Source organism: Actinacidiphila sp. bgisy144 (assembly GCF_057708105.1).
The window spans coordinates 1-10,758 of record NZ_JBYIRM010000066.1; the positions used below are offsets into that span (position 1 = coordinate 1).

Annotated in this window: 2 protein-coding genes; both read left to right on the forward strand. The window is 75.5% G+C overall.

The genetic code is table 11. The features are described 5' to 3' along the window. On the forward strand, positions 1–5,559 hold a 5,559-nt coding region (locus AC3EVP_RS36340), incomplete at its 5' end, for a type I polyketide synthase (protein ID WP_435137920.1). A gap of 27 nt (positions 5,560–5,586) precedes the next feature. After that, positions 5,587–10,758, forward strand: a 5,172-nt coding sequence (locus tag AC3EVP_RS36345; RefSeq protein WP_488179850.1) for an acyltransferase domain-containing protein, incomplete at its 3' end; no start/stop codon positions are given.

A 10,758-nucleotide genomic window follows, 5' to 3' on the forward strand; every position in this document is an offset into this window, starting at 1 on the left:
CGGGACCGATTCGGGCCGGTGCTGGCGCCGAAGGTGGACGCGGCCTGGCATCTGCACGAGCTGACCCGGGACCTGGACCTGTCGCTGTTCGCGGTCTTCTCCTCCATGTCCGGTCTGCTGGGCGCGCCCGGCCAGGGCAACTACGCCGCCGCGAACGTCTTCCTCGACGCGCTGGTGGAGCAGCGGCGGCACGACGGGCTGCCCGGCGTGTCGATGATCTGGGGGCCGTGGACGCCCGAAGTCGGCCTCACCGGGGCGCTGTCCGCAGCGGACCAGCGCCGGATGCACGGCTCCGGGATGCCGCCGCTGTCCGTGCCGCAGGGCATGGCGCTGTTCGACCGGGCCGTCCGCGCGGACCTCCCCGTCGTGGCACTGACCCGGCTGGACGCACCCGTGCTGCGCGGCCAGGCGGACCTGCCGGCCATGCTGCGCGCGCTGGTCGGCGCCCGGCAGCGGCGGGCCGCGGCCGGCACCCGCCGGCAGTCCGGCGGCCTCGCGCAGCAGCTGGCCGGGATGACCGCGCAGCAGCGCGACCAGCACCTGCTGGCGCTGGTCCGCGACCATGTCGCGGTCGTCCTCGGCCACGGCGGCGGCCAGGACGTCGACCCGGGCCAGGCCTTCCGCGAGGCGGGCTTCGACTCGCTGACGGCCGTGGAACTGCGCAACCGGCTCCAGAGCGCGACCGGTCTCACCCTGTCGGCGACGCTCGTCTTCGACTACCCCACCGCGCACCGCCTCGCCGCGCACCTGGCTGAGCAGTTCGGCGACGCGGACTCCGCCTCGGCCGCGCGGCCCGAGCTGCCCGCGCTGGTGTCGGCGGCCGACGACCCGATCGCGGTCGTGGGCATGGCCTGCCGCTACCCGGGCGGGGTGACCGGCCCGGACGACCTGTGGCGGCTGGTCGCCTCCGGTACGGACGCGATGTCGCCCTTCCCGCAGGACCGCGGCTGGGACGTGGCCGGGCTGTACGACCCGACCGGCACCCGCCCGAACACCTCCGTCGCGGGCGAAGGCGGGTTCCTCGCCTCTGCCGCCGAGTTCGACGCCGGGTTCTTCAGGATCTCCCCGCGCGAGGCGCTGGCGATGGACCCGCAGCAGCGCCTGGTCCTCGAAGTGGCGTGGGAGGCCCTGGAACACGCGGGCATCGACCCCACCGGCCTCGGCGGCACCCCCGCCGGGGTGTTCGTCGGCAGCTACCACTCCGGCTACAGCGACCTCGTCGCCGAGGCCGGCGGCGACGCGCAGGGCCAACTCCTCACCGGCGCCGCGCAGAGCGTGCTGTCCGGCCGGGTCTCCTACGTCCTCGGGCTGGAGGGCCCGGCGGTCACGGTGGATACGGCGTGCTCGTCGTCGCTGGTGGCGATGCACCTGGCGAGCCAGTCGCTGCGCTCGGGCGAGAGCTCGCTTGCGCTGGCCGGCGGGGTGACGGTGATGGCCACGCCCGGCACGTTCGTGGAGTTCACCCGGCAGGGCGGGCTCGCCGCCGACGGGCGCTGCAAGGCGTTCGCCGAGTCCGCCGACGGCACCGGCTGGTCGGAGGGCGCGGGCATCGTCGTCCTGGAGCGGCTCTCCGACGCCCGCCGCAACGGGCACCGCGTCCTGGCCGTCATGCGCTCCAGCGCCGTCAACCAGGACGGCGCTTCGAACGGCCTGACCGCCCCGAACGGCCCCTCGCAGCAGCGCGTGATCCGGCAGGCGCTGGCCGCCGCGGGCCTCGCGCCGGCCGACGTGGACGCCGTCGAGGCGCACGGCACCGGTACGTCCCTGGGCGACCCGATCGAGGCGCAGGCGGTGCTCGCCACCTACGGCCAGGACCGCCCCGAGGACCGGCCGCTCTGGCTCGGCTCGGTCAAGTCCAACCTCGGACACACCCAGGCCGCCGCAGGCGTCGTGGGCGCCATCAAGATGATCCAGGCCCTGCGGCACGGGGTGCTTCCGCGCACGCTCCACGTGGACGAGCCGAGCTCGCACGTGGACTGGGCCGCTGGTGAGGTGCGGCTGTTGACGGAGTCGGTGCCGTGGCCGGAGACGGGGAGGGTTCGGCGGGCGGGGGTGTCGTCGTTCGGTATCTCGGGGACGAACGCGCACGTGATTCTGGAGGCGGCGCCTGAGGTCGGTGCGGGGCCCGAGGAGGAGCCGGAGTCCGTGGTGGGGGACGGCGGCGCGGAGACGGTGTGGGTGGTGTCGGGTCGTACGGAGGAGGCGCTGCGGGCGCAGGCCGGGCGGTTGGTGTCGGCGGTGGAGGGCCGGGACCCGGTGGCGGTGGGTGCGGCGTTGTTGTCGCGGTCGCGGTTCGACCACCGCGCGGTGGTGGTGGGCGCCGACGCGGGTGAACTGGCCTCCGGGTTGCGGGCGTTGGCGGCAGGGGAGTCGGTGGCGAACGTGGTGGACGGTGCGGCGGCCGGTGGCCGTCGGGTGGCGGTGTTGTTCGCGGGTCAGGGTGCGCAACGGCTGGGGATGGGGCGGGTGTTGTACGGGGAGTCCGAGGTGTTCGCTGCGGCTTTCGATGAGGTGGTGGCTGAACTGGACCAGCACCTCGAGGTCCCGTTGCGGAACGTGGTGTGGGGTGAGGATGCGGACGAGCTGAACTCCACGGGGTGGGCGCAGCCGGCGTTGTTCGCGGTCGAGGTGGCGTTGTTCCGGTTGCTGGAGTCGTTCGGGGTGGAGCCGGATTATCTGCTGGGGCACTCCATTGGTGAGGTGGCGGCGGCTCATGTGGCGGGGGTGTTCTCGCTGTCGGATGCGTGCCGTTTGGTGGCGGCGCGGGCGCGTTTGATGCAGGGGCTTCCGGCGGGTGGGGCGATGGTGGCGATTGCAGCCCCGGAGGCTGAGGTGCTGCCCCAGTTGCCCGAGGGCGTCTCGGTGGCGGCGGTGAACGCGCCCGGCTCCGTGGTCATTTCGGGCGATGAAGCCGCTGTTCTCGCGGTGGGTGGGCAGTTCAAGGCGCGGGGTGTGAAGACGACGCGGCTGCGGGTGTCTCATGCGTTCCATTCGGCGTTGATGGACCCGATGGTGGAGGACTTCATGGCGGCGATCGCCGACGTGGAGTTTTCGGAGCCGCGCATCCCCGTGGTGTCGAATCTGACGGGTGAGCCTGCGGACATGACGTCGCCGAAGTATTGGGCGCAGCAGGTGCGTTCGGCGGTGCGGTTCGCGGATGGCTTGGCGTGGTTGAGGGCGCAGGGTGTGGACACGTTCGTGGATGCGGGTCCTGACGGTGTCGTGGCCGGTCTGGCGCAGGCGAACGCCGAGGACGCTGTTGCGGTGGCCCTGATGCGCAAGGACCGGGAGGGCCTGCGGACCGCGCTGCTGGCGGCCGGGGACCTGTTCGTGCAGGGCGTTCCGGTGACGTGGGACGCGCTGTTCGGCGAGCGCAGGCCCGCCGCCTGGGTGGACCTGCCGACGTACGCCTTCCAGCGGCGCCGCTACTGGCCGCAGGCGCCCGCCGCCGCGCCGGAAGCGGGCCGCGACCCGTTGGACGCGCTGTTCTGGGAGTCCGTCGAGGGCGGCGGGCTGGCGGGTGCGCTCGGTGTGGCCGACGAGGTCGCGGCCGAGGTCGCCCCGGCGCTGCTGGACTGGCGGGAGCGGCGCCGCCGCGAGATGACGGCCGACGACTGGCACTACCGCGAGCAGTGGGTCCCGGTCGACGCCGCCGCGGTGGAGGGCGCGGACGACGCGGACGGCGCGGCGGGTCGGTGGCTGGCGGTGCTGCCCGCCGGGGCGGACGCCTGGGCTCTCGGCGTGGTGGAGGCGCTGGGTGAGGGCGTCACGGTGCTGGCCGCCGACGCGGCCGACGCCGGGCGGCTGGCCGCCGAGAGCGCCGGCCACAGCGCCGTGGTGTGGCTGCCGCCCACCGGCGCCGACGGTCCGGCGGCGACGCTGGGCCTGGTGCAGGAGCTGCGGCGTTCGCAGCTGGACGTCCCGCTGTGGGTGGTCACCCGGGCGGCCGTCGCGGCCCGGCCGGGCGAGGCGGTCGACGGGATGTGGCAGGGCGGCATCTGGGGCCTGGGCCGGGTCGCGGCCCTCGAACTGCCGCAGGTGTGGGGCGGGTTGGTCGACCTTCCCGAGGAGGTCGACGCGACCGTGGCGGCCCGGCTGTCCGCGGTGCTGTCCGGTGGCCACGGCGAGGACCAACTCGCCGTACGCGCCTCGGGGGTGCTCGCCCGCCGCCTCGTACACGCCGCGGCCCGGGACGGCTCGGTCGAGCCGTGGACGACCGGCGGTACGGCCCTGGTCACCGGTGGTACCGGGGGGCTGGGCGGTTATGTGGCGCGGTGGCTGGTCGAACGGGGTGCGCAGCACCTGGTGTTGGTGTCCCGGCGCGGCCCTGAGGCGCCGGGCGCCGGGGAGTTGCGGGCGGAGTTGGAGGCCGCGGGTGCGCGGGTGAGCGTGGTCGCGGGCGATGCCGCCGACCGGGCCACCATGGCCGGGGTGCTCGCCGCGGTCCCCGCGGACCTGCCGCTGCGGACCGTGGTGCACGCCGCAGGCGTCGGCAACGCGTTCACGCCGCTGGCGGACATGACGCCCGAACGGCTCGCGGCCGAGCTGCGGGTCAAGGCCGAAGGGGCGCTGCTGCTGGACGAGTTGACCGCCGACATGGAGTTGGACGCGTTCGTGCTGTTCTCCTCCGGCGCCGCCTCGTGGGGCGGCAGCGGCCAGGGCGGTTACGCGGCGGGCAACGCCTGCCTGGACGGCCTCGCCGCCTACCGGCGCGCCCGGGGCCGTACGGCTACGTCCGTCGCCTGGGGCACCTGGGCGGAGGTCGGGATGGCCGCGGGCAGCTCCGGCGCCCACGACCACCTGGCGCGGCTGGGGGTCTCCGCGATGGCGCCCGGCCTGGCCGTGGCCGCGCTGCAACGGGCCGTCGAGGACGACGAAGCCCTGGTCACGGTCGCCGACATGGACTGGTCCACCTTCGTCCCGGCCTTCACCCTGGCCCGCCCGAGCCACCTGTTCGCCCTGCTCCCGGAGGCGGCCCCGGCCGACCCGGCCGCCTTGGACGGCACCGAGGCGGCCGCCGCGGACGCCGGGTTCGCCCGGCGGCTGGCCGCGCTGCCGGCGGAGGAGCGGCGGGAGGAACTGCTCGCCCTGGTCCGGGAGCACACCGCGGCCGTGCTCGGCCACGACAGCGCCCGGGACGTCGACCCCGCGCAGGCGTTCCGCGACGCCGGGTTCGACTCGCTGACCGCGGTCGAGCTGCGCAACCGGCTCAGCCGGCGCACCGGCCTCGCGCTGCCCGCGACGCTCGTCTTCGACCACCCGAACCCGTACAAGCTCGTCGACCACCTCGCCGGTGAGCTGGGCGGAGGCAGCGGCGATGGCGGGGGCGCGCCGGTCGGGCTGGGCGAATTGGGGGCGCGGCTGCGGGAGTTCGCCGCCGATCCGGGGGTCCGCGACGACCTGGAGGCGATGCTGCGCCAGGTGCTGGGCGCCTTCGAGGAGGCAGCCGTCGAGCGGCGCGACGACATCGACGCCGCCTCCGACGAGGAGCTGTTCTCCATGGTCGACCAGGAAAGCAGCTGGATGTCCGACGTTTCGTCCACCGCCGACCACGAGTGACAACGGGAATTCGAGGACTCTCCTTCAATGGCCACTGAAGAACAGCTGCGTTCCTACCTCAAGACGGCCGTGGCGAACTCGCGTGAGGCGCAGCGGCAGCTGAACGAGATGAAGAGCCGGCGCGACGAGCCGCTCGCGATCGTGGGCATGGCCTGCCGCTACCCGGGCGGGGTGACCGGCCCGGACAGCCTGTGGGAGCTGGTCGCCTCGGGCACGGACGCGGTGGATGGCTTCCCCGGCGACCGCGGCTGGGACGTCGACGCGCTGTACGACCCGGCGGGCGCGCCCGGCACCACCTCCACCCGCGAGGGCGGGTTCGTGGACGCGGTGGCGGAGTTCGACGCGGGCTTCTTCGGGATCTCGCCGCGCGAGGCGCTGGCGATGGACCCGCAGCAGCGGCTGCTGCTGGAGGTGGCCTGGGAGTCGCTGGAGCACGCCGGGATCGACCCGGCGGCCCTGGCCGGGAGCGCCACCGGTGTCTTCGTCGGCGCGTCCTCCTCGGGGTACATGGAGGCGATCGGCGGCCTGCCGGAGACCGAGAGCCACCGGATGACCAGCGGGCTGCTGTCGGTGATCTCCGGCCGGCTGTCGTACGTGCTCGGGCTGGAGGGTCCGGCGGTCACCGTGGACACCGCGTGCTCCTCCTCGCTGGTGGCGATGCACTGGGCCGGGCAGGCGCTGCGCTCGGGGGAGTGCTCGCTCGCGCTGGCCGGCGGCGTCAATGTCGCGGTCAGCCCGGCCGGGTTCGTGGAGTTCACCCGGCAGGGCGGCCTCGCGCCCGACGGCCGCTGCAAGGCGTTCGCCGAGGCGGCCGACGGCACCGGCTGGTCGGAGGGCGCGGGCGTCGTCGTGCTGGAGCGGCTGTCGGAGGCCCGCCGCAACGGGCACCGCGTACTGGCGGTCGTCCGCTCCAGCGCGGTCAACCAAGACGGCGCGTCCAACGGCCTGACCGCGCCCAACGGCCCCTCGCAGCGGCGGGTGATCCGGCAGGCGCTGTCGGCCGCCTCGCTCGCCCCGTCCGAGGTGGACGCCGTCGAGGCGCACGGCACCGGCACCGTCCTCGGCGACCCGATCGAGGCGCAGGCGCTGCTGGCCACCTACGGGCAGGGCCGCCCCGGCGACCGGCCGCTGTGGCTGGGCACCATCAAGTCCAACATAGGCCACGCGCAGGCCGCCGCCGGCGTCGCGGGCGTGATCAAGATGGTGCAGGCCATCCGGCACGGCGCGCTGCCGCGCACCCTGCACGTGGACGAGCCGAGCAAGCGCGTGGACTGGAGCACGGGTGAGGTGCGGCTGCTCACCGAGCAGCAGCCGTGGCCGGAGACCGGGCGCCCGCGCCGCGCCGGTGTCTCCTCCTTCGGCGTGTCCGGCACCAACGCCCACCTCATCCTCGAAGCCGCCCCCGCCCCGGCCGCCACCGAAGAGGACAGCGCCCCGGACGTCCCGGACTCCCCGCACTCCCCGGAGGCCCCCGACGCCGCCGCGCCCGCCGTCACCGGCGCCCTGCCATGGGTGCTGTCCGGCCGCACCGAAGCGGCCCTGGCCGCACAGGCCGGCCGGCTGCTGGCGTACGTCGAACAGGACGAGGCCGCCGACCCGGCCGACGTGGCGCACGCGCTGCTGCACCACCGCTCGCAGTTCGACCACCGCGCGGTGGCCGTCGGTGCCGACCGCGGCGAACTGACTTCCGCGCTACGGGCGTTGGCCGCGGGCGAGCCGTCCGCCGCCGTCGCCGAGGGCGTCGCCGAGCCCGGCCGCCACAAGCCGGTGTTCGTCTTCCCCGGGCAGGGCGCCCAATGGGTCGGCATGGCCGCCGAACTGCGGGCCGCCTCGCCGGTGTTCGCCCATGCCCTCGGCGAATGCGCCGACGCGCTCGCCGAGTTCACCGACTGGTCGCTGCTCGACGCCCTGGACGACGAGAAGCTGCTCGCCCGCGTGGACGTGGTGCAGCCCGCGCTGTGGGCGGTCATGGTGTCGCTGGCCCGGGTGTGGCAGGAACTCGGGGTGCGCCCGTCCGCCGTCGTCGGCCACTCGCAGGGCGAGATCGCCGCCGCGGTCGTCGCCGGCGCGCTGTCACTCGCCGACGGTGCCCGCGTCGTCGCCCTGCGCAGCCGCGCCATCGCCGAGGAACTGGCCGGCGACGGCGGCATGGTGGCCGTACCGCTGCCCGTGGCGCAGGCCCGGGAACTGCTCGGCCGCTGGGGCGAGCAGCTGTCGGTCGCGGCGGTCAACGGCCCCGGCTCCGTCGTCGTCTCCGGCGTGCCCGACGCGCTCGCCGCACTCCTCGACCACTGCGAGGCCGCCGGTGTCCGCGCCAAGCGCGTCCCGGTGGACTACGCCTCGCACTCCGCCGCCGTCGAGCGGATCGAGCGGCGCCTGGCCGCCGACCTCGCCCCCGTCGCCCCCCGGCCTTCCGCGGTGCCGATGTACTCCACCGTCACCGCCGAACCGGTCGACACCACCGGCCTCGACGCCGCCTACTGGTACCGCAACCTGCGGCAGACCGTCCGCTTCGAGGACGCCAACCGGGCACTGGCCGCGGCCGGTTACTCCGTCTTCGTGGAGATCAGCCCGCACCCGGTGCTCACCGTGCCGGTGCAGGACACCCTCGGCGAGGGCGCCGTGGTCACCGGCACGCTGCGCCGCGGCGAAGGCGGCCCGGCCCGGCTGCTGCTGTCCGCCGCCCACCTGTACGCCCACGGCGTGCCGGTCGCGTGGGACAACCTGCTGGGCGGGCGCGGGCCGGGCTGGGTGGACCTGCCGACGTACGCGTTCCAGCGCCGCCGCTACTGGCCCGAGGGCGGCACGGCGGCGGCCGACGTCACGGCCGCGGGCCTGGAGGAGGTGCGGCACCCGCTGCTGGGCGCGGTGCTGTCCTCGCCCGAGGGCGGCGGCGTCGTCTTCACCTCGCGGCTGTCGGCCACCGCGCAGCCGTGGCTGGCCGACCACGCCGTACGCGGCCTGGTGGTCTTCCCCGGCACCGGCTTCGTGGAGCTGGTCGTCCACGCCGCCGACGTCGTCGGGTGCGGCCGGGTGCGCGAACTCGTCGTGGAAGCGCCGCTGGTGCTGCCCGCGCGCGGCGGCGTCCAGGTCCAGGTGGTGCTGGGCGCGCCCGAGGACGGGCAGCGCCCGGTCACCGTGTACGCGCGCCCCGACGGCGGCGGCGACCGTCCGTGGGTGCGGCACGCCGCCGGCGCCGTGGACGGCGCGGCCACGGACCCGGACGGGTTCGACGTCCTGGCCGGGGCGTGGCCGCCGCCCGGCGCCGAGCCGCTGGCGACCGCCGACGTGTACGAGCGGACCGCCGACGGCGGCTTCGCCTACGGCCCGGCGTTCCAGGGCCTGTCCCGCGCCTGGCGGCTGGAGGGCCGGGTGTACGCGGAGGTGGCCCTGCCCGAGCAGCAGTGGGGCCGGGCCGAGGCGTTCGGCATCCACCCGGCGCTGCTGGACGCGGTGCTGCACGCCTGCCTCTTCGCGGACCTGGCGCCCGCCGAATTCGGGCGGCTGCCGTTCAGCTTCGCAGACGTGGCGCTGCACGCCTCGGGCGCCACCGCCGTACGAGCCTGCCTGACGCCGACCGGGCCGGACACGCTGGCGGTCCAGGTCGCGGACCCCGCCGGGGGCCCGGTGTTGTCGGTGGGCTCACTGGTGATGCGCCCCCTGACCCCGCAGACGCTGACCGCCGCGGAGCACCGGGACGAGACGGTCCTCGCCGTGGAGTGGACCGAACTGCCGCCCGCGGCAGGGGAGAACGAACCGGCCGACGGCCTCGACACGGTGCTCGGCCCCGTGGCCGCCGGACCCGGCGCCGAGGTGCCGTGGCTGCCGGGCGTGCCCGTCCACTCCGGCCTGGCACAGGTGCGCCCGACGCCCGGCCGCCCCCTCGTGCTGGCCGTGGCGGCGCAGGACGGGCCCGTGGTCGAGACCGCCCACGGTTGCGTCCAGTGGCTGCTGGCACAGCTCCAGACCTGGCTGGCCGAACCGGAGTTCGCCGGTTCACGGCTGCTGGTGCTGACCCGCGGCGCCGTCGCCGCCGGACCGCGCGAGACGGTCGCCGACCTGGCCGCCGCCACGGCCTGGGGCCTGGTGCGCTCGGCGCAGGCGGAACACCCCGGCCGGATCACCCTGGTGGACGCCGACCCGGCCGCGGACGTCACCGCGGGCCCGCTCGCCGCGGCCCTGTCGAGCGGCGAGACCCAACTGGCGGTGCGGGGCGGCGCGGTGCACGGCGCCCGGCTCGCGCGGGTCGAGCCCGGCCTCGCCGTACCGGACGGCGGCGGTGCCTGGCACCTGGACTCCACCGCCAAGGGCACCCTGGAGAACCTGCGGCTCGTACCCTTCCCGGCGGCCGAACGGCCGCTGGCCGGGGGCGAGATCAGGATCGCGGTGCGGGCGGCGGGGTTGAACTTCCGCGACGTACTCAACGCGCTGGGCATGTACCCCGACCCGGACGAGCCGCTCGGCAGCGATGTCGCGGGCGTCGTCACCGAGGTGGGCGCCGACGTGGCGGACCTGCGGGCCGGCGACCGCGTCATGGGCATCACCAACGGCGGGATCGGCTCCGCCGTGGTCGTCGACCGGCGGCTGGTCGCGCCGATCCCGGCGGGCTGGTCCTATGCCACGGCCGCGTCGGTGCCGACCGCGTTCCTCACCGCCTTCTACGCGCTGGTGGACCTGGCCGGACTGCGGTCGGGCGAACGGGTCCTCGTGCACGCGGGTGCGGGCGGCGTCGGCATGGCCGCGCTGCAACTGGCCCGCCACCTGGGCGCCGAGGTGTACAGCACCGCCAGCGACGGCAAACGCGAACTGCTGCGGGAACACGGCGTCGACGCCGCGCACGTGGCGTCCTCGCGCACCCTGGACTTCGAGGACGCCTTCCGGCGGGCCACCGGCGGCCGGGGCGTGGACGTCGTACTGAACTCGCTGACCGGTGAGTTCATCGACGCCTCGATGCGGCTGATGCCGGGCGGCGGCCGGTTCGTCGAGATGGGCAAGGCCGACCTGCGGCGGAGCGACGAGGTCGCCGCACGCCATGACGGCGTCCGCTACCGCTCGTTCGACCTGGTCGAGGCGAGCCCGGACCGCCTCCAGCAGATGCTGCGCGAACTGGCCGGCCTCTTCCGCGACGGCCGCCTCACACCGCTGCCCGTCACCGAGTGGGACGTACGGCAGGCGCCGGAGGCGTTCCGGTTCATGAGC